The organism is Candidatus Kapaibacterium sp., assembly GCA_023957315.1.
GTDB lineage: Bacteria > Bacteroidota > Ignavibacteria > Kapaibacteriales > UBA2268 > PGYU01.
The window spans coordinates 248,657-273,896 of sequence record JAMLHE010000004.1; the positions used below are offsets into that span (position 1 = coordinate 248,657).

Here is a 25,240-nt window from a genome sequence, read left to right on the forward strand (position 1 = left end):
CTCGACACAGATGTATCAAGGCTTTTCGGTTTTCACTTGTGACCCCGGCAGGGTTCGAACCTGCGGCCACTTGATTAAAAGTCAAGTGCTCTACCGGCTGAGCTACGAGGTCGAATGATTTTTCAATCATTACAGACTACAAAAATAATAATAATTTTCGAGATAGAAAAAAGAAATGTTAATGAAAGATTGCTGATTTGATTATTTGTGATATTTCTTTTACCTTTTCAGCAATTCCGACTGAGTCTAAAGCCAATTCTCTGAGTAACTCGGCTTGTGTGGCATGGTGGATGAATTTATCGGGGATGCCCATTATATGAAGATGTTTGTTGTTGATATCGTTATTGACCATGAATTCTGCGATTGCTGTGCCGAAGCCTCCCATTGCTTGTCCATCTTCGATTGTGACGACGTGGTCGAATCGTTCGAATGTAGATTTTATAAGTTCGGCATCTAATGGTTTGACAAAGCGCGGGTTGATAACTTCTAAGCTGATTCCTGTTTCGGAAAGTATTTCTGCTGCTTTGAGTGCTTCGTTGACCATTGTACCGACAGCCATTATAGCTATATCGGTTCCGGATTTGACTATTTCGCCTTTGCCCAATGTTAATTCTCGCATAGGCATCAGTGTGATTCCCAATCCTTCGCCACGAGGAAATCTAATGGCTACGGGTCCTTGGGTATATGCAAAAACTGCGGAATAGAGCATATCTCTGAGTTCTTGTTCATCTTTGGGCGCCATTATGACCATATTTTGAACAGGTCGTAAATATGTCAAATCGAGCACTCCGTGATGAGTTGCGCCATCTGCACCGACTAATCCGGCGCGGTCTATGGCGAACACTACGTGCAATCCTTGAATGGCACAATCATGAACCAAATGGTCAAATGCTCGTTGCAAAAATGAAGAATAAATTGCACATACCGGTATTAATCCCTGAGAAGCCATTCCGGCGGCAAATGTTACTGCATGACCTTCAGCTATGCCCACATCGAAATATCTGTCGGGGAATTCCTTTTCCATCTTGACAAGTCCTGTGCCTTCCCCCATTGCGGCTGTTATTCCGACAACACTTTTGTTCATTTTGCAGATTTCAGCCATTGCGTTTCCGAAAAAAGCGCTATATGAGGGTATGCCCGTTGTTTTTTTTGCTAATGCTTTGCCAGTCAGCTTATCTACTGTGCCAATTGCATGAAGATTTTGCGAATCAGCTTCAGCAGGTGCGTACCCTTTGCCTTTTTGGGTGATAATATGCAAAAATACGGGTCCTTTCAAATCCTTGGTCAGTTGCAACATTTTGATAACTTTCTGGATATTGTTGCCGTTTATCGGACCAAAGTAATTGAATCCAAGTGTCTCGAATAAAACGCCCGGAGTGATAATTGCTTTGACGCCATCTTCCAATCTCGATGCGTATTTCCGTAAGCGGTCGCCGAGATTATCCATTCTCCCTGCCATTTCCCAAATTCCTTGGCGGACGGAATTGACAGCAGGAGATGCGAAAAATTCGTTAAAATAATTTGAAAAGGCTGATACGTTTGGTTCGATTGAAATATTATTATCGTTTAGAATTACAATCATGTCGCGTTTTTGGACTCCACAATTGTTCATGGCTTCGTAAGCAAGCCCACCTGTCATGGCGCCATCACCAATAACGGAAATGACTTTGAAATCTTTACCCTGAATATCGCGAGCTGTGGCTATGCCTAATGCTGCTGAAATGCTTGTGCTGGCATGACCTGCACCAAAAGCATCAAATTCGCTTTCACTACGTTTCAAAAACCCTGATATTCCACCTTTACGGCGGATGGTTTGCAATAATTCGCGGCGTCCGGTTAATATTTTGTGAGGATAGCCCTGATGACCTGTATCAAAAACAATTTTATCTTCAGGAGTATTGAATACATAATGCAAAGCCACAGTCAACTCGACTACGCCAAGTCCGGCTCCAAAATGTCCACCAACACGTGTGATGGTATCAATCATGAAATCTCTGACTTCGTTGGAAACATCACCCAAAGCATTCTTTGGTAACTTTCGCAAATCATAAGGAGAGTTGATGTCGTTAAGATATTTGTAGTTTATTTGTTCGGTCATCAAATTTAGATTTACATTTCACATAAAACAATGTGACGTAAAAGCACCGCTGATAATATAATTCACCAACAAATACTTTTACGTCACAAATTAAAAGCTAAAATCCTTAGTTTTTCGGAGTTATTACGTAAATTTGAACAGTACGGCTTAATTGTCTGCCGGCTGTTTTGTTATTATCGTAAACTAAAACCGATTCACCTACTGCATAAGTTTCGTATTTTGCATCTCTAACTTTAGATTGCAATAGTTTCAATACGCTTTCTGCTCTTTTTCCTGCCAATTCCTTATTGTACTTTTCATCGCCGATACGGTCTGTATAGCCATAAATTTGTACAGTTGAATTGAATTTAATATTCGGAACGATGTTGTTCATTACGATTCGTTTGTCAGATTCTGAGACTTCCGGGCTGTCAAATCCGAATACTACAAGCGAATATTTTGAAATTGTTCTATCAGGGCGTTCTTCAGATTTTTTACGAGTAATCGAGAAATATTCTACCGGTATCGAACCGCTGATAGTCTTCTTGTTGTCTTGGCTGTCCCAAACGTGGTAAGTATAATCAACCGGAATTTCGGATGCAGCCAATTCATTTGGCATGATTCCCCATTGAATATCTTCTACTTTGCCTTGTCCGCTCAATCTCTTGATAATTCTACCTGCTTGTTTGACTTCGAGTTCCCAACCACCAATTTCGTTGCTTGATTCTACTTTTGGTGAAAATTCTACGATTGTAGGTTCGGCAATGCGTTGTCTATCGCTTTCAATTATGATTGGGTCAAGAAGAGTCGAGTTTGTGTTGATTGGGTAGATTTCAACACGACGATTTTCTTGAACGCCTTCGGGGTCGCGTGATGATGATGGTCTTGAAGGCAATCCTGTTGTTTCGACAGTGATTCTGTTTGCTTCGATTCCATAATTTGTAACAAGGTAATTTTTAACAAATTCAGCACGTCTTTGAGCCAAACCTGAGCCTGCTTTTTCGTTAACATTGTCAATTGTACCAACCAATTTGATTGAAGCATTTTTATCTTTTTTCATTCTCGAACCGACGATATCCAATGTTGACGAATTGATTTTCAAGGCATCAGGCTCGAGGCTTTCAGTAGTAAAGTTACCAGCTTCGCGACTTCCTGCAAGAGTTTGAGTTTTCGGGTCGGGAACATCGCTATTTTCATTGAAGAATACATAAGGTAAAAGTGGGAATAATTCAGTGTATTGCGTTTCTTCTAAGGAAATTTTGCGTAAATCGCTCTTGTTACCTTGTCTGTCAATGCCTTTTACTGAGTTCATACCAACATTTAAATACTGGTCAGCTTCTTCTTCAACAACATAATCAGGTTGCTTGCTTAGACCAAAAGTCAAAGCCAAGCCCAAACGTAGTTGTGGTACTTCCCATGTTTGGTATGCTTCATTGTCACTAACTTCAGTAAATGGTAATCTAAACGAAATTTCCGGTGAAAGAAATATATTATCGGAAACCTCGAACATCCAGCCAACTCCCAAAGCCAAAGCTATTCTGGTTGTAGCGTCAGGGATATCAGCTTCCGGAACTACGTTGGTGATTTCAATATCACCATCATCATAATCTACTGTCCTTGATGCAGACAAAGGGATACCAAATTCGATACCGCCAAGAAGATACAATCCGGTGCCTGATATTAAATTGTGAACTTGTACGCCCGGAGTAAATTCTATATAATCTAAATTTGTAGTCCAAGTATTAAAAGATGTCGAGTCCACAATTTCGCCACCAGCCATATTATATCCCAATCTTCCGGTAATTATGAACATATGATTAATCGGGATATTTGCTATAAGTCCAAAATGCCCTCCGAGACTTGTTTGATTATCTTTGTAACGGATCGTAGCTGTTGGGTCATTGACAGCCCCAAATGTCATATCAGGTGTGTGCATATTAAAATTCAAACCACCGAATATGCCTATGTTAAAAGGAATTTCGTCTTCTTGCGAGAAAGTCTTTGATGTAAAAACAAAGGCGATTAAAAGAAACACGTAAAAGAATCTCTTCATTGTAAAACTCCCATAATTGAATAATGTAACTTATTTCAGAATATAACGTAGTAAACGTAAAAATGTTTAAGTGTGAAATTTATTTTAACTAATAACGTTTTAAAAACTTTGATAGAACATAAATGAAACTTATATTTCTCATATCGCTTTTTTCCCTCTCAATTCATAGTTTGTCGGATGCCCGAGAAACATCTTTTTGGTTTTATGGCGGTATGTCACTCACCGAACAGCAAACGAACAGAATCAATTCGGACGGATTTCTGACCTTGTTTGATTCAGCTCAAACGAAGGGCACGTTCGTTTACCCCGACATGAATCCAGGGTACTCTTTAGGGTTCAAACTTGGAATTGATTTGTCTGAAAACGCAATATTTTACGGTGGATTTTCATTCATCAAATTTCCAAAGTCTCGAATAATGCTGATGAATGAAGCAACAAATGATACTTTGGCAATTTTTGGGCTGCAAAATACCGTGATTCCGATTGCAGCAGGCATCAAATATTATCTAATCAGGACTTTCGGCGATTTTTATGCCGATTTTTCATTAGCTTATAATTTCATATCCTTAGCGATTGACCATGAAAAATACAACTCAAACGTTCCCTTAAGTGCGATTGATACTCAATCGAGACTCGGATTTAGTGTCGGAGCCGGAATTGAGATTCCAATAGATGTTTTCATAACATTTCTAGAAGTTAACTATTCTCAGTTGAATTATATTGCGCGAACTGCCAACGAACCGGAGCGCATTGCATTAAATATCATTCTTGGATTAAGATTTTAGCTGAAATATTTTTTATGCCATATTGACAACATCAATATCAAAAATATCTCATTGTGAAGTTTGAATTTTCCGCTTTTGTGCAATACAAATAATTTTTCAATAAAAACTTTATCAAAAACTTTTTCCTTGACGAAAAATGAATTCATAATCTCGTCTCTTGCATAATCATACCATTCGTTCCGCAACCATTCTTTCACCGGAGCGGCAAAACCTTGTTTTTTGCGATGAATGATATTCTCGGGCAAAATCCCTTTTAGGGCATTTTTCAGCAAAATTTTGGTGTCGCTTTGGTTTGGAACTTTCATTTTGTCGGGCAAATTCATTGCGAATTCGACCAAACGGTGGTCTAAGAATGGCACTCTCGCTTCGAGGCTGTGAGCCATCGTGATTTTATCAACTCGCATCAATAAAATATCTGAAAGCCTGTGATAAAGCTCCAAATATGTCATTCGTTGCAAGTAAGTTGAATTGGGATTTTCATCAATCGCAGATTCATGCATTGATTTGGCGAATTGATATGGTATTGAACCTAAGTGCTGATATTTTTTGTTCAATAAATTTTCGAGCATCGTTGGCGAAAATCTTGATGCTCCGCTCCAATAAAGCTCCTCGCCACTTGTGCCGCGACGAAAATATTCAGAAATAATATATTGATTCATTCCATGTAGGATAGGTTTCATGCCGGAATAAATCAGTTTCCGTGCGAAAGTGGGCAATCCCGTGTAAAATTTCCAATATGAATTATGGAAGTTATAATCGCGCAACATCCAATCGTAGCCGATAAATTGTTCGTCGCTTCCTTCGCCAACCTGAATTACGGTAGTGCCGCTTTGGCGGGTCAATTTGCTCAAATAATACAGCGGAATGCAAACGGGGTCACCATTTGGTTCGTCCTCATGCCAAGCTAAAGTTTCTAAAACTTCAATAGAATCGCGTTGGTCAATCAGGATTTCATGGTGATTGGTTTTGAACAAGTCTGCTATTTGATTTGCATATTGCAACTCATTGTATTTCTGCAAATCCTTGAAACCAACTGTGAATGTGTCCACAGGGCGGTCCATTAGTTCGCACATCAACGCAACATTAGCGCTCGAATCAATTCCGCCGCTCAGGAAAACTCCGAATGGAACATCGCTCATCATTCGGTCTTTGATTGATTGGCGAAGCAAAGTAATGATATTCTCCTGAACGTCGCCTTCAGACATTGTTCCAAGTTGCATTTTATTTCGCAATGGCGACCAATAGCGTTTGATTTGCAATTCACCGGTTTTATCCAATGACAGCCAATGTGCTGCGGGTAGTTTGTGAATATTCCGAAATAATGTAGAATGCGACGAACTCATCGAATAATTCAGATAGTTTGGCAATTCGTCGAAATTAAATTCACGCTTTACTTCAGGATGCTCGAGAATTGATTTAATTTCTGACCCAAAAATGAAAATTCCATTTTTGAAATAATAATAAAATGGCTTGATACCGATTCTGTCTCTGCTTGCAAACAATTTTTGTTCTTGATTATCCCAAATTGCAAACGCCCACATACCGACAAATTTTTCGATAATATCAAATCCAAATTTTTCAAAGCCGTATAAAATTGTCTCAGTGTCGGTTTCCGAATTATATTTAAAACCGGATTTAATCAACTCTTCTCGGACGATTCGGTGATTGTAGATTTCGCCGTTGAATACAATTGTGTATCTGCCATCGCGAGTCGTCATCGGTTGATTGCCCGAATCGCTCAAATCTATGATGGCAAGTCGGCGGAAACTCAAGCCACAGCGATTACTTTCCGAAATATACATACCATCGGAATCGGGACCGCGATGGGCGATGACATCGCTCATTTTTTTGAGCAAATCACGATTTACGGAACTATTGGAATTAGTATCAAAAACTCCGGCTATACCGCACATATTATTTACCGCTTTGCAATTTGGCGTTTCGCATCGCGGCTAACATTTCACGAACAGCCGCATCCAATCCGACGAAAACAGCACGGGAAATGATCGAATGTCCGATGCTTAGTTCGTGTATTGTAGCAATTTTTGCGATGGGATGCACATTCAGGTAGTTCAAACCGTGTCCGGCAGCCACTTTCAAACCATTTGTCACGGCATATTTTGCAGCTTTATCAATTTTGGCTAATTCGCGGGCAATATCTTTTTCACTTCGAGCATTTGCGTAAACTCCTGTGTGCAATTCGACCATGTCAGCGCCACAAGCTACCGAAGCGTCAATTTGTTCATTGTCGGGTTCGACAAAAAAGCTGACTTCGATGCCATTGTCGTGCATTTTCGATGTCAAATCTTTGTAACGAGTGATTTCTGCTGCGAGGTTCAATCCGCCTTCGGTTGTCAATTCTTCTCGTTTTTCGGGAACAATCGTCACGAGTTGGGGCTTAATATCGAGTGCAATCTCGATAATGTCATCGTGGGCAGCCATTTCCAAATCGAATTTCGTTTGGATGACTTGTTTGAGCAATCGAATATCGCGGTCATTTATATGGCGGCGGTCTTCTCGGAGATGGGCTACAATGCCGTGGCAACCTGCTAACTCGGCAATCATGGCTGCAGCAACAGGGTCCGGTTCCACTCCGCCTCGTGCATTTCTGACTGTTGCGACGTGGTCAATATTTATATTTAAAGTCATCATTTTTTAGAACCTCATTAAAGTATAATTTCAAAAATAAGCATAAATTTATAAAAAAAGAGCCAACCCATAAGGTCGGCACCCATAATAAACTTTGAATTTAATAATTCCAATTTCATGATTTTCCATTTGCAAGGAGTTCCATTAACTAATATTTGATTCTTACTCAGAAATAATTTCGAATTCAACGCGGCGATTTTTCTCTCTGCCTTCTTCGGTGTTGTTGTCGGCGATTGGGCTTGCGCTTCCTAAGCCACTAATTCTGATTCGATTGGCATCAATCCCATTTTCAATCAAATACTGTTTGACAGAATTAGCCCTATTCTCCGATAGTAATTGATTCCTGGCATCATTACCGATAATGTCGGTATGTCCTTTGACAAGTATCATCATTTGCGGATTTTTATTCAGAATCTCTTTGAGTCTGTTCAATTCGATAAACGAATCATTGAGTAGCTCGTATTTGCCGAACTCGAAGAATATATTATTAATTCGGACTGTCTGCCCCTTTTCGATAGGCACTAAGTACAAATCAACGTTCAATTCTCCATAATCAAATACTTCTCGTAAATCCAAATTTTGATTTACAGCTACAAATCCATCTGCAACGGCATAATATCCGTACTTCTTGCCGCTTGGCAATACAATTCTATAATCGCCTGTCAAGGCATTGGATGTAGCAAAGCCTGCTTCGTTTCCGTCGGGCAAGGTCTCATATTTAATCGAAGCAGAAACGGGTTGCTCATTTTTTGAATTTAAAACTTTTCCACGAATAAGATAAACAGGTTCAGGAGTAATTTCCTCAGGTAATTCAAGCCTGAAAATATCTTCGGTTCCGATTGAATTTTCACTTGAAACGAAATAGGCATATTTCCCATCGGCACTTATTGTGTAGTAAGCATCCCAGCCTTGGGTATTAATTTCGGAGCCAAGATTTGTCGGCTCTGTCCAATTTGTCCATGTATCGTCCAAACGCTTTGAAATGAACATATCGTTATCGCCATAGCCCGGATGCCCACCCGTCGAGAAATATAATGTTTTCCCGTCAGACGCCAAGAAGGGAGATACTTCCTCTGCAGCGGTATTGATTGTATTGCCCAGATTTTTCGGTTCAGACCAAGTGCCGTCAACAAGCAGAAAACTTACATAAATATCCATGTAGCCATAAGAGTCGTCTCTTTCAATAGCCAAAAGCATAGTTTTACCGTCGGAGGATATACTAAAGCTGCCACTTCGGGAGCGATTATAATAATTACGCACATTCATTGATTCAGGCATTGACCAGTTTGAACCATCGAATACACTTTTCGAGAATCCTGAAATATTTTTTCCGTCGGGTAAATAAATATGACCCAAATACAAGACATTTCCATCAGGTGATATCGCAAAAGAAAAATTAGAATTTTCATTATTTATTGGGGGACCAATATTCTGTGCCAAGGAAAAATTCCCGTTGCTATCTGCCTTTGAATACCAAATATCCTGAAGACGCAGACTTCCTAAATTGTCGGGATGCCCTTCGCGAGTAAAAAATAGAGTATTGCCATCTGAACTTATTATCGGGGCTAATTCACGCCATTTTGAATTGACATTTGGACCTAAATTTTCCTTTACAATCGGCATAGTTGTTGCATTTTCAGGTAAATTTACTTCAATTGGAATTGGCTCGATTGAGCTTGAAATCGCAACAGCATCAATTTGATAATCTTCTAAATAGTTAAATAAATTAAGTTCTATTTTCAATTCTTTGCTTCGAAAATTTACTTTATCAATGAAAAACCTCGAGGGCGATTTGCCATTTTGTTTTGGCATTGGAGAATTATTATTATAAACTTGGTGTCCTCTACCAAGCGAATCGTAGTGAATAATCCTGACAATTGCTCCGGGATTGAAATTCTCGTTTACAAGGATTTGTTTGATGTAAATCGGATTTGCAAATTCAAGTCTTATCCATTCAGTCTTACTCGACGGGTATTTTACTAACCATGCAGCGGGAGATTTGCCGAAATCGGGCATTACGGAAGGTTTGCCCAAAATTTCTCGGGGAGAAAACTCACGGTTACCGTATTGGTAAGAAAAATCAACCACACGGCTTGCCCATTGACAGTCATTTGCTTGTGCATATACTGAACACAACATGAAGATGGTTATTAGTATTGATACTATTCGCATAGACTTCATGACGTTGATATGATATTCACTATTGGATAGCTGAAATCTACCACCACCATTCGTTTTTTGAAGTTCGGGTCATCAATTCTTTGATTGCTTCAAGCGGCTCAACATCATTGAATAATATTCGATAAATTTGTTCGGCAATTGGGATTTCTACATGATGCTTAATTCCCAAATGATAAGCAGATTCTGTAGTTTTTACACCTTCGGCAATCATTTTCATTTCTTCGATGATTTGATTTAGCTTCTTCCCGCGTCCAATCATCTCTCCAACGTAGCGATTACGGCTGTGTTGACTGTTGCAAGTTACAATCAAGTCTCCCAAGCCCGAAAGCCCTGAAAAGGTAAGCGGATTAGCACCCATAGCAATCCCAAGACGTGACATTTCTGCGAGCCCGCGAGTGATTAATGCAGCCTTCGTGTTATCCCCTAACTCCAAACCATCAATTATTCCGGCGGCTAATGCAATAACATTTTTTAGCGAGCCGCCCATCTCGCATCCGACGACATCATTGCTGGAATAGACTCGAAATTTATCATTGCTGAAAATTTCTTGAATCTTGTTCGCAAATTCGATATTTTCCGATGCTGCTACCACAGTTGTGGGCATTTCCCTCGATACTTCTTCAGCGTGGCTCGGACCGGTCAAGATAGTATAATTATCAGCGTCAGTTGAAGCAGCTTCTTTGAAAATTTCAGAAATTCGTTTCAAAGATTCTGTTTCAATCCCTTTAGAACCATTAACAATGGGTTTATTCTGTATTGGTAAGGAGAAATCATTAATTGTGGTGCGTATATATTGAGTGGGGATAGTATTCAGAATTAAATCGCAACCTGATAATCTGTTTGCATCATTTGTAGAAGAAAGAGATTGGGGCAGAATTACATTTGGGAGATAATCCTTATTGACATGGTATCGGTTAATTATGTGTGCGAGATTTTGGTCATGAGTCCACAGAAAAACATCGTGCCCGTTTCGATTAAGCACTAAGCCTAAAGCAGTGCCCCAACCACCGGCACCAATTATACCTATTCTCATAGAATTCATTTTTCACTTTCGTTATTTTTAGTGATTGGTTTATTTTCTCTATGTTTCAACCTAATCAGATGCAATTTTGAAAATCTATTCTCTGTTCCCTTAATCAATCTTTTAATATTTGCACGGTGAGTGTAAATCACTAACATCATTAATCCTAAGGAAAAATATATTAGAAGGTGGTAACCTTCGATATTTGCACCAAAAATATTATAACGCACAAGCATTGAAGATGGAATTGAAAACGCAGCGACAATCGAACCCAATGAGACATAACCCGAGAAAACAACTGCAAGAATGAAAGCTGCGGCTGCAATCGTAACGTCCACCGGTACAAGCCCTATCAACATTCCGGCTGCAGTATTGACACCTTTGCCACCTTTGAATCCGACAAAAACTGACCAAATATGTCCACAGACTGCCGTGACACCGGCAATCATTTTAATGATAGTCAAATCCTCGAAGAATGTGGCATTTGGTATTGATATCCCTTTGCCTAAAATCCCGGCAATCACTGCTACTGCAATGAATCCTTTGGCAAGGTCAAAAATTTGGACAAACAAACCCCATTTCCATCCCAAAGTACGGAAAGCGTTCGTCGAACCCATATTGCCACTACCTTTGATACGCAAGTCGAAACCGAAAAACAGCTTACTCACGATAACACCGGTCGGAATCGAACCTACAAAGTAGCTCAATATGATTATGACAGCAATACTCAGAATTTCATTCATGATTTATCTTATGTTTTAATATGTTGTATCAAAAAAACCTAATTACTCTTCAGTAATACAAAATTACTGAAAAATTATCATATAGAATATAGACGTATGAAATAGCTTAGAAATTTGATAGGTGGTACATCGCTATAGATGCTGCAACTGCAACATTAAGCGATTCTGTACGACCTTTGCCTTCGATTTTGAATTCGCCATCAAGTATTTCGATAGTCTGTTCGCTTATGCCGTGGGATTCGCTACCCAGGACAATACCATACAACTTCTTGGGTTTGATGCTTTGTAGAGCAGTATCTGCTTTAGCGGAAGCACCATATATTTTATGTTTGGGGAAAGTCTCTTTCAAGTATTCCGCCAGCTCCGGCTCGTAAATCAAATGTGTCTTGAAAATCGCGCCCATCGTTCCGCGAACGGTTTTGGGATTGAAAACATCAGCACAATCCTTTCCAAGTATCACCTGTTTGAAGCCGAACCAATCAGCAGTTCGGATTATTGTCCCAACATTACCCGGGTCGGATATACCGTCCAAAGCAATGAAAGGCTCATTTTTTAGCACTTCTCTATGTTTAATATTTACGACTGCCAAAACATTTTGCGGCGTTTTCGTATCGCAAATTTGGTCGAATTGGTGCTTAGGAGCAGTATAAATTGGTGTCCCTTTTTCGGAGAATTGTTCGATGCAATCTATGATGTCAGATGACGGTGCATCTTTAACAACAATAAGCTCCGGGTGAAAATCGCTTATTAGTAATTCGTTGGCTAACTTTTCGCCTTCGACTAAAAATAAACCGTTCTGGTCTCTAAATGGCTTTTGGTGCAATGACTTAATAAGTTTTTTAAGTCTTTGCGAAATTGGCATTGCGTAGTGCATCATTATTTTACTAAATTTGAAATTATATTTATACAAATTAACAAAATATAAATTACAAAACATATTGCTAATAACAATAAACTAATTTTATTTTCTTAAAAAAAAATTGAAAAAATGCTGATTTCGGAGCTACTAAAAAAGAAAAGAGAAGGATATAACCTGACCGCAGAGGAAATTCGGTACTTCATTCGGGGTTTGATAAATAATTATGTTTCCGATATTCAGGCTGCAGCTTTTTTGACTTCTGCATGTATTCATGGTTTGAATCGCGACGAAACAGCCGCAATGACTTTCGCAATGCGGGATTCGGGTATGAAATTCGATTTTTCGGATATAAAATTACCAAAAATTGACAAGCATTCTACCGGCGGTGTTGGCGATAAAATTTCATTATTGCTCGTACCGATTTGCATGTCAGCCGGAATTGCCGTTCCTATGATTTCCGGTCGAGGGCTTGGTCATACAGGCGGAACGGTTGATAAATTGGAGTCTATAGACGGTTTCAATATGCAACTTGATTATGACGAATGCAGGAAATTGCTACTCCAGAATAATGCATTTATGACATCTCAAACGCCCCAAATTGCTCCTGCAGACGGGATTTTGTATCATATCCGAGACGTAACGGGTAACGTAGAATCTGTCGGGCTGATTACAGCTTCCATTATGAGCAAAAAATTAGTCGAAGATTTGGACGGATTGGTGATTGACATGAAAACGGGCAATGGTGCATTCATGCAAGACATAGATGAAGCCAAGCAACTTGCGGAATCAATGTTGGCAGTCGCTTCGGATATCGGGCTTAAAATGAGAATTATTTTCAGTTCGATGGAGCAACCACTTGGATATGCAATCGGAAATTGGCTCGAAATTGAAGAAACGATTGAATCGCTTAAAGGAAATATTCCGCCGGATATCGAAGAGTTAACCTTGAAATTGGCAGATTCGATGGTCTTGGCATCGGGAATAAACGATAATGTTGATGATATTCATACCAAAAATAAGGAGATTCTAAAAAGCGGACAAGCTTACAAAAATTTCTTGAAAATGGTCGAATCACAAGGCGGCAACTTAGAAATTTCGAGAAATAATTTTCTAAATACGCCAACATTCGAGATTAAATCCGACGTTGACGGCTATGTAAGTCAAGTTGATACGATAAACGTCGGTATTGTCGGAATTATGCTTGGTGCCGGCAGACAGAACGTCTATGACAAGATTGACTATGCGGCTGGAATTGAACTTAGGAAAAAGATTGGCGACAAAGTGTCAAAAGATGAAACTATCGCCGTCTTATATGCGTCAGACAGTACAAAATTTGCAGATGCAGCAGAATTATTGAAATTTTGCATTGTAATTAAGGAGAACGATGAGATTTTGATACCAAAATTAATAATTGATGATTGGTATAATTAACAAGGAACAAAATGAAAATTGCACTTACCGGCGGAGCCGGATTTATAGCTTCTAATATTGCTGACGAATACATTGCTCTTGGTCATGAGGTACATATTTTTGATAATCTTTCCACAGGAAAATTGGAAAATGTCAATCCAAAAGCTAAATTTCACGAAATTGACATCCGTACTCCCGAAATTCGACGTATCTTCGAGCTTGAGCAATTCGATATTGTCAATCATCATGCGGCTCAAATGGATGTCCGCGTATCAGTCGGCAATCCGGCATATGACGCAGGTGTGAACATTATCGGCAGTATAAATGTCTATGAAGCTGCTGTAGCAACGGGTGTGAAAAAGATAATTTTTGCCTCGACAGGTGGCGCAGTGTACGGCGAGGCTGATATACTCCCCACAAGCGAGGATTACACGCCCAAACCATGCTCACCATACGGCATTTCAAAATATGCGAACGAGAAATATTTGTATTATTATTCGGAAGTTCGTAAAATCGAAACAGCCATTTTACGATATTCCAATGTTTACGGTCCTCGTCAAAATGCTCAAGGCGAAGCAGGTGTGGTGGCTATCTTCATCGGGAAGATGCTCCAAGGCGAGCAACCCTATATTTATGGCGATGGTCTCAATACTCGCGATTACGTTTTTGTGAGCGATGTTGTCAAAGCTAATGTGCTGGCACTCAGCGATGCCTATAAAGGGGTTTACAACATCAGCACAGCAATCGAAGTAAACGTGAACGAAGTTTTTGATAAAATCAAAAGTATTACTGAAGCCAAATGCGAGCGTGCACATCTCGAAGGCAAACAGGGCGAGCAAAGACGCAGCTGCTGCTCATATGATAAAATCAAGCGTGAACTCGGCTGGTCACCGGATATTGATTTGGATATGGGGCTAAGACTTACAGTTGAATATTTCCAAAAGAACGTTCTAAGCAAATGACTCTAACAATTGCGGATTTGGTAATCGTCATTGCCTATTTTGCAATAGTGCTTTATGTAGGTTTTGTAATTGCATCTCGCAAAGAAAAAAAGTACGGCAACTCGCCCGAGGAATATATTCTTGCCGGACGCCGCCTGACTTTACCATTTTTCATCGCTACTCTTGTTGCAACTTGGTACGGCAGCATACTCGGTGTTGGCGAATTTGTTTTTAACTCCGGTGTGGTGGCTTGGGTTTGTTTCGGCTTGCCTTATTACGTCGCAGCGGTTCTGTTTGCAATATTTTTTGCCGGAAAGATTCGCGATGCAAACGTGATGACGATTCCTGACCAGATCAGGAGAAATTACAACGGGACAGCAGGTGTAATCTCCTCCATAATAATTTTGTTCATCACCGTTCCATCGGCATACATCCTTATGCTTGGGATTCTAATCCAATTGTTCACGGGATTTGAACTATGGATTTCGATTATTATTGGTTCGATTGCATCAATAGCCTATCTTTTCACAGGCGGATTCAAAGCCGACGTTTATACAAATGCCATACAATTTGTATTCATGTATATCGGATTTGCCGCATTGCTTATTTTTTCGATTCTGACACTTGGTTCGATTTCGGAAATGACGACGCTTTTGCCTGATAAACATACTACAGCTACCGGAACTTTGAGTTGGCAATATATTGCGGTATGGTTTATAATTGCGTTGCAAACTTTTGTTGACCCGGGATTCCATCAACGATGCAGCGCTGCCACAAATAGCAAAACAGCCCGAAATGGCATTCTAATTTCCGTTGTCTTTTGGGCGATTTTCGACTTCCTGACCTTGTTCACAGGGCTTTATGCTCGTGCTTTCACATCTCCGGACAATGCTCTGATGGCATTTCCGGTTCTGGGTGAACTCGTGTTGCCACCAATTTGGAAAGGAATTTTTGTGATTTCGATGCTATCGGCAGTAATGTCAACGCTGGATAGCTATGCTTTCATAAGTGCCACTACAATCGGCAATGACATACTAAAAAAATTCAAGGGTCTCAAACACATTGCCGCCGACAAATTAACCAAAGTTGGTTTGATACTGACGTCAATTGCCGGAGTGACAGTAGCAATAGCAATACCATCGGCAGTCGAAATTATTTACAAAACTGCATCTGTGACTGTGCCGGGATTGATTGTACCTCTGACATTGACAATGATAAAACCCCTGAAAATCAATTCCCGACAGGCAATCATCATAATGATTCTTGCATCATCAATCTCATTACTTTGGATGATTATACCCGGATTTGGCATAGAAATATTAAGCAATATCGAACCAATGTTTCCGGGAATTATTTTAAGTGTTATTTTAGCAATAATATTTTTGGCGATTAATAGAAAAAATTATGAACTTGTCTAATATTCTAAGCATTTCAAGAATTATTATGGCATTGCCTGCAATGTATTTGATTCTGGAAGGGTACTACACAGCAGCAATGATAGTTGGTGTTATTGCGGGATTGACAGACTTTTTAGATGGATATATAGCCCGAAAAACAAATACAATCACCGAAATGGGCAAAATACTCGACCCGATTGGTGATAAAGTATTCCTATTCCTCTTTGCCGTTGCGATGGTAATCGCCGGAATTATGCCATTGTGGTTTCTCGTGGCTTTTGCCGTTCGTGATACCCTGATACTGACCGGAGGCTTATACGCCAAAAGTAAGCTGAATTATGTCATGGCATCCAATTTCGAGGGTAAGGTCACATTTGTACTCATGCTCGTAACGATTTTGGCTGTTTTGCTTGGTATAGATTTCGCTTCGCGATATGGATATTATCTATGTTTAGCTGCAATGATTTATTCTTTCGCACTCTATCAAATCAGGTGGATTCAAGCTCTGAATAATAAGGGAAATCAAAAACTAAATTCTTAATTTTATTAGCAATTAAGTATATTTGTAGTCCTATTATTTACAAAATTTAGATAAATCAGTTATGAGCTTCTTTTCAAAACTTAAAGATAAGTTTAACACACAAGTTGATAAAGTCTCCGAAAAAGTTAATTCCGTTATTACACAAGCCGGAACTGCTCTCAAACTTGATAAAGTTAAGACAGGACTTGACAAAACCCGTAAAACTTTTCTTGATAAATTCAAAAGTGTTCTTGGCGTTGGTAGAAAAATTGACGAAAAATTGTTGGACGAAGTTGAGGAAATCCTCATCACGTCCGATATAGGCGTCACTACATCCGAACAAATCATAAGCAAACTACGCGCTCGCGTCAAAAAAGAGGGCTACGAAAATTCAGAAGAGCTCTATACCTTGCTCAAAGAAGAAATTCACGAATTGCTTTTGCTTTCTTCATCAGCAAATAATGATGCAATTTTTGAAATTGATGCCTCAAAGCGCCCACATACGATTCTTGTGATTGGTGTAAATGGCGTCGGCAAAACGACTACAATCGGAAAATTGGCATATAATTACAAAAATGCAGGCAAAAAAGTAATCATCGGTGCTGCAGATACATTCAGAGCCGCCGCTAACGAGCAACTCGAAATTTGGGCTGAGCGTGCAGGAGTAGAAATCGTTCAACATGCTCAAGGTTCAGACCCGGCTTCAGTAGCATTTGAAACTCTTAAAAAAGCTAAAGAAAATGATTTCGATGTCGTAATAATTGATACTGCGGGCAGATTGCACAACAAATTAAATTTGATGCAAGAATTAGAAAAAATCACTCGTGTTCTCGGCAAATTAAAAGCGGATTCACCGGATGATGTGTTTCTTGTTCTCGATGCAACAACAGGACAAAATGCTATCCAACAAGCTAAGGAATTTTCCAAAGTTTCAAAGGTAACGGGCATAGTTCTGACCAAACTTGATGGAACTGCCAAAGGTGGCGTTGTAATTCCAATTGCAAACGAATTAAAAATTCCGGTAAGATACATCGGCGTAGGCGAAAAAATTGACGATTTGCAAGTGTTCAATCCGACTTATTTTACCGAAGCCATTTTTGGAATCAGAGAAGAAGACCTCGAAGAGGATGATTAGAAATTGACAAAAGTATCAAATTTGATGCTGTCAATGAGCCAAGTAATAAAAAATTTCCGAGCATAATTGAAAAAAAAGATAATATTCGAATGTAGCGACTGTGGCGCCAAAACTCCGCGATGGGCAGGAAGATGCTCAAATTGCGGTGCTTGGAATACATTGCTCGAAACAGTCGAAGAGAGCCAATCTGTCACAAAAAAAGAACGGATTTCAAATTCTTCGACCCCTCAGAGACTTTCGGAAATCGAGACCAAAAGCGACCACAGAATCAAAACCGATATTGTCGAATTTGACAGAGTTCTCGGTGGCGGTATTATGCCCGGCTCCTTAATTTTGGTTGGAGGCGACCCGGGTATCGGCAAATCAACACTTTTGCTCCAAACATGCGGAAGATTGAAAAGCAATTCAGCTTTGTATATCTCAGGTGAAGAATCGCTCAAGCAAATCAAGCACAGAGCGATGAGGATGAAGGATATTAACGAAGATTTGCTGCTTATTGCCGAGAATAATCTGGAAAATATTGTTCCCCACATCAAAGCGTCTGAATGTGAAATTATTGTGATTGATTCGATTCAATCTGTTTATACAGACAAAATTGATGCATCACCGGGCAGTATTTCGCAAGTTCGCGAGTGTACCGCCGAATTGATGAACATTGCAAAGCAATCGGGGAAATCAATTTTTATCGTTGGTCATGTAACAAAAGATGGTTTTATTGCCGGTCCAAAGGTGCTCGAACACACAGTTGACACGGTATTGCAATTTGAAGGCGAGAAAAATTATTCGTTCAGAATTTTAAGAGCTCTCAAAAATAGATTTGGATCGACAAATGAAATAGGCATTTTTGAAATGCGTGATGACGGGCTGCACGAAGTGCTGAATCCATCGGAGGTGTTTCTCTCGTCAAGCCACGTAAACGAACCCGGAGTAGCAGTTGTGACTACGCTCGAAGGCTCGCGACCACTGCTGATTGAAGTTCAGGCATTGGTCACATCCACAAGCTATGGAGTGCCTCAGCGCAGTTCCAATGGCTTCGATTTGCGACGACTGCAAATGATTTTGGCTGTGTTGGAAAAAAGGCTTGGAATGCAATTCCGGCAGTATGACGTTTTTGTAAATGTGGCAGGTGGAATTTATCTGAACGACCCATCGGTAGATTTGGGAATTGCCGCAGCAATCGTAAGTTCATTCAAGGATTCGCCGCTTGACCGTTCGCGAGTGCTGATTGGAGAAATTGGTTTGACCGGCGAAGTTCGTCCGGTAGCCCGAATCGAACAAAGGCTCAAAGAGTCCGAAAAACTTGGCTTCAGTAGCGCCGTAATACCAAAGCAGAACTACGACAAGCTGATTTCTAAATATGATTTTGAAATAGAATGGGTGGACAGAATTTCCCTTGCTTTGTCAAAGATTTTGCTCAATTCGTGAAATTGATTTATCTTGCTTAATTAGAGTTGACATTTTTGGAATAATATTCGATATTTTTATGATTGATGATATAATTGAAGAAAAACAGAGCGAATTGCTCGATTTATTACCGGTAGCAGACAAATATGAACTTTCGTATTTGTTAGGGTTCGATTTCGGTGATGATTTTGTAAATAATTTTGTCAAAAACGAAACTAAACGTCTTATTTTCAATGAATTTGTAAAATTTGAATTATTATCTGACGGGTTCTTGCATTACGATTTGACTCTCGAAAGTTATGACAAATTTTGCAACTTTTTCATCGAAAATTGTCTAATCAGCAATGATTCTGCTCGAACGCTGATAGAGCAAGCTGTCGAATTGAAGTTTAATTATTTGTTGAAACCTCTCGAAACACTCGAAAGCGTCATTTTCAGAGGTGATGCGACAAAAATGACCTTCGATATATTATTGGGGCTTCAATTGTTTTCGCAATATCACGTACACATTTTGTATTATTCGATAACAGAATATGAAGAACTGTCTGCGAAAGACATGACGGCAATTATAAGCGCCGCCCAATTTACAAAAATGATTAGAGCCTTGGACGAACAGTTTCACAAAGATAATTCCATTGAGGAATTTGTAGAATTTTTAGCTCCAATATTTGAAATTTTTGGAGATGGCGAGCCGCAGAAAATTCAAGTAAATTTGATAAACGAAATTTTGCGTGATAAAGGCTTGTATTTGGCAATTGAACTAATTGAAGAAGATTATATCGAATCGGACTTGATTAGCAAGGAACAATTAGCAATTCAAATGAGCAAAGTTGAAGATGGTAATGTTGAACCAATAGAATCCATTTTTGACGAAAACGAAGATGTAGATTTCCCGGGATTGGAGAATAATGACTTGATTCTCGAATCCAAAGAAGAAGTTACCGAAATAAGCTCGGAAGCAGATGAAGATTTTTATCTTAACCACATAGAACAAATTGATACAGCGGATGATTTTTATATTGTAGATTCGGATAAAACTGATGAAATAGAACAAACTGATAAAATGGAATAAAAAATGAAATTTATAGATATAGCAGCAATTTTTGTAAAAGCAGGTGACGGTGGCGACGGGCATCTTAGTTTTAGGACTGAAAAATTTGTACCCAAGGGCGGTCCTGACGGTGGTAATGGCGGCAAAGGCGGAGACGTAGTTTTCAAGGTGGACCCTCATAGCAATACGCTTGTTGATTTTAAATTCAAAAGAGAATTTCTTGCCTCAAATGGCGCTCATGGTGGCAAATCACGCAAAACCGGTCGTGATGGTAAGGATATAATTATCAAAGTACCACTTGGAACTGAAATCAAGGACATTGACGGCAATATCATTGCTGATTTGTCCGAGCCTGATGACGAATTTGTACTCGCTCGCGGTGGCAATGGAGGCTGGGGCAATGCGATGTATGCTACTGCGACCAATCGAGCACCTCGCAGAGCAAATCCCGGGCAACCGGGACTTGAAATGGAAGTGATTTTAGAACTTAAATTGCTCGCTGACGTTGGGCTTGTAGGATTTCCAAATGCCGGCAAATCTACCTTAATTTCCGTTTTGTCATCTGCCAGACCTAAGATAGCCGATTATCCGTTTACAACGCTTGTCCCAAATCTTGGGATAGCAAGTATTGAGGTCGGGCAAAACTTCACAATTGCTGATATTCCGGGTTTGATAGAAGGTGCTGCAGACGGCAAAGGGCTGGGGATACAGTTCCTTCGCCACGTAGAGCGATGCCGATTGCTCGTTTTCTTAATTCCTGCAGACAGTCCGCACCCTGAAAAAGATTATATGATATTACGAAAAGAACTTGAAAAATATAATCCTGAAATGAGTTTCAAAAAAAGGATAATTTGCATCAGCAAAGTTGATATGGTTGACCAAGATAGGATTAAAGAGCTTAAAGCCTTGAAATTTAAAGAGAAAAACACAAAAACGATGCTCATATCTTCGGTTGCTCATACAAACACTACCGAGTTAAAATTGGCAATGTGGAATGAATTAAGCCAAATGTAAAAAAAATCTTCAAACCATTGTGACGTTTTACAGTTTGAAGTGTCTATTAAGTATGTACAACAATTATTTTTAAAAAAATATGAAATTTGTTATAATAGCAATCGCATTTATGTTCTTTTCGATTACAATCTTAGCCGCCGACAAGTACGAATCAGCCAACAATGCCATGTTTAGTGGCGATTTCCAAAAAGCTTTAGAGCTTTACACAGAAGTAATTAAGGGTGGAAAGCAAGATGCCGAAATCTACTACCGTCGCGGAATGGCTTATTTATATCTTAACCAATTTGATAAAGCACTTGCAGATTTTAGCTTGGTGATAGATAAAGACAAGAAAAATGCAGATGCTTACAATAACAGAGGTCTGTGCCATAGTTACATGGGCAATGTTGATATGGCGTTCGATGATTTTAGTGTAGCAATCAAATTAGACCCCAAGTTCGCTCAAGCATATATCAATAGGGGCTCTGCACTCGTTTCAAAAGGCGAATTCGACCAAGCAATTGATGATTTTGACAAAGCTGTCAAAATTGACCCCAAAAATCCCGAGTTGTATCTTCAACGTGCGGGATTGTACTACTATTTTGGTGATTACGCCAAGTCTGTCGAAGATTATGATAAAACAATCGAGTTGGGTTTAGTAAATTCCAAAATTTATTTTAATCGCGGTAATTCACATTTCAAAAATGGCGCTCCAACCAAAGCAATTGGTGATTTGACAAAAGCTATCGAACTTGACTCTACCGATATTGAAGCTTTGATGAATAGGGCTTATATTCATAATTTTCTGGGGGATTCGGCAAAAGCCGAATTAGACAAAGCTATAGTTGAAGATATCAAATATGGAAAATATCCTCCTGTTGAAGATTTGAAATTTGTTACTTATTCAAATGCAGCTAAAGACTTTTTTATGGATTTGCCCGAAGGTTGGAATCTAATCGAATCTGATACAGCCGGTGGTATGATTAATTTCTTCATCACTCCTGAAAATATCACACTCGAATCAGAAGCAATGCTTATTGGTGTGACTGTTGGAATTATGAAAAACATGAGTTCGAAATATGACGTTCAGAACGAATCGGATATTCTTGATTTTTGGAAAGGTAGTCTTGATTATAGCAACGAAGATATGAAGGAATATACTATTCAATGGCAACGCCACCAACAATTGCACGACCACGGTACGATTTTGAACCTTTCCACAGTGCAAGTTGATGAAAACTATTTGAGATTTAATATGTACGAGTATGCAATAGCTTGGGGTAATAATCTGATTTTCGTCTATTTTCAAGCACCTGAAGATACTTTCGGATATTATCGCAAAATATATGACATAGCACTCAAAACAATTAAAATCGGAGAAGATTACAAATTGGACTAAATTTTTTCCAATTTTGCATATTCCAGCATTAGATTTTTATTACCAATTGAATCAAATTTGATTACAGCTTTGAGTTGCTTACCTACTCCGCTGAGGTGCATGATTTTGCCCTTTCCGAAGTGCGGATGCTTGATAATATCGCCAACTTTGAACGACACATTTACCGGTTCTATTTGTGAGTAATAATCTTGCTCGGGAATTTGGCTGAAATTTCCAAACGAAGTATCCTCTTTCTTCGCAAATAACTTTGGCTTAGGGGCTGTAAACGATGTTGCAGGTTTGCGATATTCGGGACGATTAATCAAATCCGGATTGATTTCCCTCAAGAAATTCGATGGTGATTGCTCGCTTACATCGCCAAATCTTGCTCTGCGGTCAGCATACGTCAACAAGAGTCTTTCTTTGGCTCGAGTAACCCCAACATAGAATAAACGTCTTTCCTCTTCTTCCTCTTCTTCGTGCATGTCTTGGCGTTGCAATGGGAAAAGCCCGCGTTCCATGCCCGAAATAAATACAATTGGGTACTCTAAACCCTTTGCAGAGTGGACTGTCATCAAAGTCAAACTACCGGATTTCAAATCCTTCTCGTCAATGTCCGACATCAGAGAAATTTGTTGGATATAATCAGCAATTGTCAATTCAGGATTTGTCTTGAAAAAGCTTTTAATATCCGATAAAATTTGCAGCACATTATTCCAACGGTCCAAGGATTCCTCCGTATTCATCTCCTTGTACATCTCGAGCAATCCCGTCGTGTCGATAAATTCCGCTATTACATTTGCAGGATTTTCTTCATGAGAGATTTTTTCTCGATAAACATTCAAAAATGCTTCGAAATCCCGAATAGCAATAATTGCCCTTTGTTGCAAATCACCAATCTCGGTGATTCGTGAAAATGCATCACTCAAGCACATTTGCTTTGATGACGAAAAATGCCGTACGTGCTTCAAAGTCGTCTGACCGATTCCGCGTGGAGGCTCGTTTATAATGCGGTAATATGCCTCGTCGTCCTTAGGATTGACCAACAAACGAATATATGCCAGCACATCCTTGATTTCCTTGCGCTTGTAAAAGGAGATTCCACCTACGATAATATAAGGAATATTTGACTTTCGCAAAGCATTTTCGAGCACCATAGATTGGGCGTTTGTGCGGTACAAAACTGCAATATCATTCAGCGAATAGCCGTTTCTGCTGAACATATCCACTCGAGTTGCAATTTTTATCGCTTCGTCAAAATCGTCGTTGCACCGTAGCAAGTCAATTTTTTCACCTTCGGGATTATCAGTCCACAAAGTTTTATGGATTTGATTTTTATTACGCTTGATAATACAGTCTGCCGCTGCGAGAATTGTTTTTGAAGAGCGATAATTTTGCTCCAATCTGATGATTTTCGAGTAAGGATAATCCTTCTTGAAATGCAGAATATTTTGAATATCTGCACCGCGCCAACGATAAATGCTCTGAGCATCATCGCCGACGACGCAGATATTTTGGTGAGCCTCTGCCAACAGCTTGATTGCAATATATTGCGGGCGGTTAGTATCTTGGTATTCGTCCACCAAAATATATTTGAAACGATTTTGGTATCGCTCCAACACTTCGCGGTCTTGACGCAACAGCACGATTAAATTAATCAACAAATCGTCGAAATCCATCGAATTATTCAATTGCAAATAATTTTCGTATTCGTTGTAAATCAAAGCCAATTGCTTTTCTTGAATCGAAGTAGCCATCTGAGCGTATTCCTTGCGAGTCACCATCTTATTCTTGGCGCTCGAAATTGCGTTCCGTGCTACTTGGTGGCTGACTTGTTGGTTCGAGATGCCAAGATTTTGCATCACACGCTTCACCGCACCCATCGAATCATCAGTATCATAGATAGTGAAGTCGCTCGTATAGCCGATTTTGGACGCTGTTTGGCGTAAAATTCGGGCAAAAATCGAATGAAAAGTTCCCGCCCAAACTCTTTCAGCAAGGTGTGGAGCGACGAGCGATGAAATCCGTTCCTTCATCTCCTTAGCGGCTTTGTTCGTAAATGTCAAGGCTAAAATTTTGTCGGGCGAGACATCGTGCTCAAGCAAATAAGCAATCCTATGGGTCAACACACGTGTTTTGCCACTACCGGCACCTGCCACAATCATCACCGGACCATTCATGGAAGTAACGCCTTTTTCCTGCTCCGAATTCAGCCCTTTCGTAATTTCTGCAATTCTATTATTCATCTTCAACTAATATTCAATTCAATCTCGCAATATAAGGCAAATTCGGCAAACTTTTTGCCCAAGATTTGCACAAAATGGGATTGTCATGAACAGGATTATCAAGATTTCAGGATGGACAGGATAAATACAATTTAACCGCAAAGGGCGCTAAGAGTTGAATTGGTCATTCTGAGCCGCAGGCGAAGAATCAAGTTTTCATTAAAGGCATGGATTCTTCACTTCGTTCAGAATGACAAAACAAATTGAATTGGTCATTCTGAAGCCGCAGGCGAAGAATCAAGTTTTCATTAAAGGCATGGATTCTTCACTTCGTTCAGAATGACAAAACAAAGCACATTAATCATCAATTTTACAAATTCCCTGAGATAAATTTCGTGTTGATGTGTTTCTTATAATA

General features: G+C 39.6%; 19 protein-coding genes and 1 tRNA gene. 10 read left to right on the forward strand and 10 right to left on the reverse strand.

What is annotated here, in order from left to right:
• Positions 1–39 precede the first annotated feature (39 nt).
• The 3 genes from M9949_06285 to M9949_06295 all read right to left on the reverse strand — a co-directional run bounded on the left by M9949_06285 (position 40) and on the right by M9949_06295 (position 4,130).
• Positions 40–112, reverse strand: a tRNA-Lys gene (locus M9949_06285).
• A 66-nt stretch (positions 113–178) separates the two neighbouring features.
• Positions 179–2,098, reverse strand: a complete 1,920-nt coding sequence (gene dxs / locus M9949_06290; GenBank protein MCO5251014.1) for a 1-deoxy-D-xylulose-5-phosphate synthase — start codon at positions 2,096–2,098, stop codon at positions 179–181.
• 106 nt (positions 2,099–2,204) lie between these two features.
• Entirely contained in the window at positions 2,205–4,130 is a 1,926-nt protein-coding gene (locus tag M9949_06295) for an OmpA family protein (protein ID MCO5251015.1), read from the reverse strand.
• 122 nt (positions 4,131–4,252) lie between these two features.
• Between M9949_06295 and M9949_06300 the strand changes: the two genes are divergently transcribed.
• Positions 4,253–4,915 carry an outer membrane beta-barrel protein gene (locus tag M9949_06300; GenBank protein ID MCO5251016.1) on the forward strand — a complete coding sequence of 221 codons (663 nt, stop codon included), beginning with the start codon at positions 4,253–4,255 and terminating at the stop codon, positions 4,913–4,915.
• Here M9949_06300 and asnB read toward each other — a convergent pair.
• From asnB to M9949_06330, 6 genes are all read right to left on the reverse strand, one after another.
• The gene (asnB, locus tag M9949_06305) at positions 4,912–6,828 is read right to left on the reverse strand and encodes an asparagine synthase (glutamine-hydrolyzing) (GenBank protein MCO5251017.1); all 1,917 of its coding nucleotides are present in this window, start codon (positions 6,826–6,828) and stop codon (positions 4,912–4,914) included. The two genes, M9949_06300 and asnB, sit on opposite strands and share 4 nt — an antisense overlap.
• 1 nt (position 6,829) lies before the next feature.
• Positions 6,830–7,567, reverse strand: a complete 738-nt coding sequence (locus M9949_06310; GenBank protein MCO5251018.1) for a pyridoxine 5'-phosphate synthase — start codon at positions 7,565–7,567, stop codon at positions 6,830–6,832.
• Positions 7,568–7,726: 159 nt separating this feature from the next.
• Positions 7,727–9,736, reverse strand: a complete 2,010-nt coding sequence (locus tag M9949_06315) for an OmpA family protein (GenBank protein MCO5251019.1) — start codon at positions 9,734–9,736, stop codon at positions 7,727–7,729.
• A gap of 46 nt (positions 9,737–9,782) precedes the next feature.
• Positions 9,783–10,778 carry an NAD(P)H-dependent glycerol-3-phosphate dehydrogenase gene (locus M9949_06320; protein ID MCO5251020.1) on the reverse strand — a complete coding sequence of 332 codons (996 nt, stop codon included), beginning with the start codon at positions 10,776–10,778 and terminating at the stop codon, positions 9,783–9,785.
• Positions 10,779–10,783: 5 nt separating this feature from the next.
• Complete coding sequence (plsY, locus tag M9949_06325; protein MCO5251021.1) at positions 10,784–11,509, reverse strand: glycerol-3-phosphate 1-O-acyltransferase PlsY; 726 nt, start codon at positions 11,507–11,509, stop codon at positions 10,784–10,786.
• Positions 11,510–11,615: 106 nt separating this feature from the next.
• Positions 11,616–12,386, reverse strand: a complete 771-nt coding sequence (locus M9949_06330) for an RNA methyltransferase (GenBank protein MCO5251022.1) — start codon at positions 12,384–12,386, stop codon at positions 11,616–11,618.
• Positions 12,387–12,497: 111 nt separating this feature from the next.
• On the opposite strand from M9949_06330, the gene M9949_06335 reads away from it, so the two are divergent.
• The 9 genes from M9949_06335 (at position 12,498) to M9949_06375 (ending at position 22,618) form a co-directional block, all read left to right on the forward strand.
• Positions 12,498–13,799, forward strand: coding sequence for a thymidine phosphorylase (locus M9949_06335; protein ID MCO5251023.1), 1,302 nt, complete (start codon positions 12,498–12,500; stop codon positions 13,797–13,799).
• Between the two features lie 11 nt (positions 13,800–13,810).
• Positions 13,811–14,740, forward strand: coding sequence for an NAD-dependent epimerase/dehydratase family protein (locus M9949_06340; protein MCO5251024.1), 930 nt, complete (start codon positions 13,811–13,813; stop codon positions 14,738–14,740).
• Positions 14,737–16,137 carry a sodium:solute symporter family protein gene (locus M9949_06345; protein MCO5251025.1) on the forward strand — a complete coding sequence of 467 codons (1,401 nt, stop codon included), beginning with the start codon at positions 14,737–14,739 and terminating at the stop codon, positions 16,135–16,137. Before M9949_06340 ends, M9949_06345 begins: the two co-directional genes overlap by 4 nt.
• A complete protein-coding gene (locus tag M9949_06350; protein ID MCO5251026.1) occupies positions 16,124–16,657 on the forward strand; it encodes a CDP-alcohol phosphatidyltransferase family protein in 534 nt (177 codons plus the stop codon). The genes M9949_06345 and M9949_06350 overlap by 14 nt, the downstream gene beginning before the upstream one ends.
• 61 nt (positions 16,658–16,718) lie before the next feature.
• Entirely contained in the window at positions 16,719–17,771 is a 1,053-nt protein-coding gene (ftsY, locus tag M9949_06355) for a signal recognition particle-docking protein FtsY (protein ID MCO5251027.1), read from the forward strand.
• A 66-nt stretch (positions 17,772–17,837) separates the two neighbouring features.
• Entirely contained in the window at positions 17,838–19,196 is a 1,359-nt protein-coding gene (gene radA, locus M9949_06360; GenBank protein MCO5251028.1) for a DNA repair protein RadA, read from the forward strand.
• Positions 19,197–19,254: 58 nt separating this feature from the next.
• Positions 19,255–20,247, forward strand: a complete 993-nt coding sequence (locus tag M9949_06365) for a hypothetical protein (GenBank protein ID MCO5251029.1) — start codon at positions 19,255–19,257, stop codon at positions 20,245–20,247.
• Between the two features lie 3 nt (positions 20,248–20,250).
• Complete coding sequence (obgE, locus tag M9949_06370; GenBank protein ID MCO5251030.1) at positions 20,251–21,240, forward strand: GTPase ObgE; 990 nt, start codon at positions 20,251–20,253, stop codon at positions 21,238–21,240.
• A 79-nt stretch (positions 21,241–21,319) separates the two neighbouring features.
• The gene (locus M9949_06375) at positions 21,320–22,618 is read left to right on the forward strand and encodes a tetratricopeptide repeat protein (GenBank protein MCO5251031.1); all 1,299 of its coding nucleotides are present in this window, start codon (positions 21,320–21,322) and stop codon (positions 22,616–22,618) included.
• On the opposite strand, the gene M9949_06380 is transcribed toward M9949_06375, so the two are convergent.
• Positions 22,615–24,843, reverse strand: a complete 2,229-nt coding sequence (locus M9949_06380; GenBank protein ID MCO5251032.1) for a UvrD-helicase domain-containing protein — start codon at positions 24,841–24,843, stop codon at positions 22,615–22,617. The two genes, M9949_06375 and M9949_06380, sit on opposite strands and share 4 nt — an antisense overlap.
• Positions 24,844–25,240 lie beyond the last annotated feature (397 nt).

Bases quoted from the DNA above. Each gene is read 5' to 3' on its own strand.
- dxs (MCO5251014.1), bottom strand. From the start codon at position 2,098: ATGACCGAACAAATAAACTACAAATATCTTAACGACATCAACTCTCCT.
- M9949_06295 (MCO5251015.1), bottom strand. From the start codon at position 4,130: ATGAAGAGATTCTTTTACGTGTTTCTTTTAATCGCCTTTGTTTTTACA.
- M9949_06300 (MCO5251016.1), top strand. From the start codon at position 4,253: ATGAAACTTATATTTCTCATATCGCTTTTTTCCCTCTCAATTCATAGT.
- asnB (MCO5251017.1), bottom strand. From the start codon at position 6,828: ATGTGCGGTATAGCCGGAGTTTTTGATACTAATTCCAATAGTTCCGTA.
- M9949_06310 (MCO5251018.1), bottom strand. From the start codon at position 7,567: ATGATGACTTTAAATATAAATATTGACCACGTCGCAACAGTCAGAAAT.
- M9949_06315 (MCO5251019.1), bottom strand. From the start codon at position 9,736: ATGCGAATAGTATCAATACTAATAACCATCTTCATGTTGTGTTCAGTA.
- M9949_06320 (MCO5251020.1), bottom strand. From the start codon at position 10,778: ATGAGAATAGGTATAATTGGTGCCGGTGGTTGGGGCACTGCTTTAGGC.
- plsY (MCO5251021.1), bottom strand. From the start codon at position 11,509: ATGAATGAAATTCTGAGTATTGCTGTCATAATCATATTGAGCTACTTT.
- M9949_06330 (MCO5251022.1), bottom strand. From the start codon at position 12,386: ATGATGCACTACGCAATGCCAATTTCGCAAAGACTTAAAAAACTTATT.
- M9949_06335 (MCO5251023.1), top strand. From the start codon at position 12,498: ATGCTGATTTCGGAGCTACTAAAAAAGAAAAGAGAAGGATATAACCTG.
- M9949_06340 (MCO5251024.1), top strand. From the start codon at position 13,811: ATGAAAATTGCACTTACCGGCGGAGCCGGATTTATAGCTTCTAATATT.
- M9949_06345 (MCO5251025.1), top strand. From the start codon at position 14,737: ATGACTCTAACAATTGCGGATTTGGTAATCGTCATTGCCTATTTTGCA.
- M9949_06350 (MCO5251026.1), top strand. From the start codon at position 16,124: ATGAACTTGTCTAATATTCTAAGCATTTCAAGAATTATTATGGCATTG.
- ftsY (MCO5251027.1), top strand. From the start codon at position 16,719: ATGAGCTTCTTTTCAAAACTTAAAGATAAGTTTAACACACAAGTTGAT.
- M9949_06365 (MCO5251029.1), top strand. From the start codon at position 19,255: ATGATTGATGATATAATTGAAGAAAAACAGAGCGAATTGCTCGATTTA.
- obgE (MCO5251030.1), top strand. From the start codon at position 20,251: ATGAAATTTATAGATATAGCAGCAATTTTTGTAAAAGCAGGTGACGGT.
- M9949_06375 (MCO5251031.1), top strand. From the start codon at position 21,320: ATGAAATTTGTTATAATAGCAATCGCATTTATGTTCTTTTCGATTACA.
- M9949_06380 (MCO5251032.1), bottom strand. From the start codon at position 24,843: ATGAATAATAGAATTGCAGAAATTACGAAAGGGCTGAATTCGGAGCAG.